The sequence below is a fragment of the Methyloversatilis sp. genome (genome assembly GCF_030696805.1).
Classification (GTDB): Bacteria; Pseudomonadota; Gammaproteobacteria; order Burkholderiales; family Rhodocyclaceae; genus Methyloversatilis.
Window position 1 is genome coordinate 1 of record NZ_JAUYRO010000040.1, and the last position, 1,622, is coordinate 1,622.

Below are 1,622 nucleotides of genomic sequence, written 5' to 3' on the forward strand. Positions count from 1 at the left end.
ATGGTATCGACTGCCGAACTGGCGAGCTGGATGATGTCGGTCACGGCGAGTGCAATGTCCTTCGTGCTGGTGCGCGTGCGTTCTGCCAGTTTGCGCACCTCGTCGGCAACCACCGCAAAGCCGCGGCCCTGTTCGCCGGCACGTGCCGCCTCGATCGCCGCATTGAGCGCCAGCAGATTGGTCTGCTCGGCAATGTCGTTGATCACCTGCGACACGGCGCTGATCTTCTCGACCGATGCATTCACTTCGGAAATGCGCGTCTGCGACTGGGTGACCACGCCGACGACGCGATGGCTGCTGGCAATCCCCGCTTCCATTGTCTGCATGGCGTCGTGGGCGCTGGTTTCGGTGCGCCGCACGGCTTCCAGGCTGCGGTCGGTATTGCTCGACACTTCATTGATCGACACACTCATTTCTTCCATCGCTGCGGCAACCTGCATGACGTTTTCGCCCTGGGTACCCGTCGAAGTGACGAGCGCACGCATTGCGTTGTCGAGTTCCCGCGACCGCTCGTCGACCTCGCTCGCGCTGACCAGCACGTCGGCGAACATGGCGCGCAGATGGATGCGCATCACTTCCATGCCGACGAACAACTCGCGCAGCGGTCCTTTCGGTGCATCGATCCGGGTTGCCAGCTTGCCTTCGTCGAGTCCGACGATGGTCGCCTGCAGGGTGTTCAGCCGTGACACGACGCCACTGCTCAGATACCAGGCTCCGCCCAGTGCGGTCAGTGCCGCCAGACCCGCCATCAGCATGCCCCACAGGCCGCCCAGTGCCGCGCCACCGAAGGCAAGCAGGCTGCTGACCCCGGCGCTCAGCCAGATGCGTGCAGCGAGCCCGAGCTTTTCCTTGTGACGGGGTGTGGCCGGGAATTTCGCGCTCTTATCGCGTACCGCGCGATACAGCGCTTCGGCGCTGGCCACGTCTTCACGCTTCGGAATGTTGCGCACCGACTGGTAACCGACCGTACGGCCATCGAGTGTCGTCGGCGTGACGAAGGCTTCGACCCAGTAGTGGTCGCCATTTCTGGCGCGGTTCTTCACCAGTCCGCGCCACGGCTGGCCAGCCTTGATCGTGGACCACAGATCCTCGAACGCTTCCGGCGGCATGTCCGGGTGGCGCACCACATTGTGGCTCTCGCCGATCAACTCGTCGCGGCTGAAACCGCTGATGGCGACAAACGATTCGTTTGCGTAGGTGATCCGGCCCTTCAGATCGGTCTTGGTGACGATCGGTTTTCCGGGTTCAAGGAAAACTTCTTTCTGGGTGACCGGCATGTTCGTCTTCACAACTTCTCTCCCGTTATCAAATGCGACTGCACAGGGCCGATAGGCTGGAAATGCCGGGGGGGCCGGCCGCATGGAACAGCGCGCATATGTGATTTACGGCACGTCGGGACACGACTTCAGCAGGAATCTGACTGAGGTCGTTCAGAAACGACGGTGCTTGATCGATATCAAGCTCACTCGAAAAACCTTGCCGGTGCGATGGCCGATGCGAGGTCGTGTTCGACCGGCAGCGGGTCGCCGCACAAAGCCGCGGCCAGCACTTCGGCACCCAGCGTCGACCACACCAGTCCGCGCGAACCCAGCCCGGTGAAGGCGTACAGGCCGGGTTGGCCG

Annotated in this window: 1 protein-coding gene; it reads right to left on the bottom strand. The window is 62.6% G+C overall.

Annotation, left to right across the window (positions count from 1 at the left end):
* Positions 1 to 1,289, bottom strand: a 1,289-nt coding sequence (locus tag Q8R75_RS06715) for a methyl-accepting chemotaxis protein (RefSeq protein ID WP_305663549.1), incomplete at its 3' end; no start/stop codon positions are given.
* Positions 1,290 to 1,622: the final 333 nt, after the last annotated feature.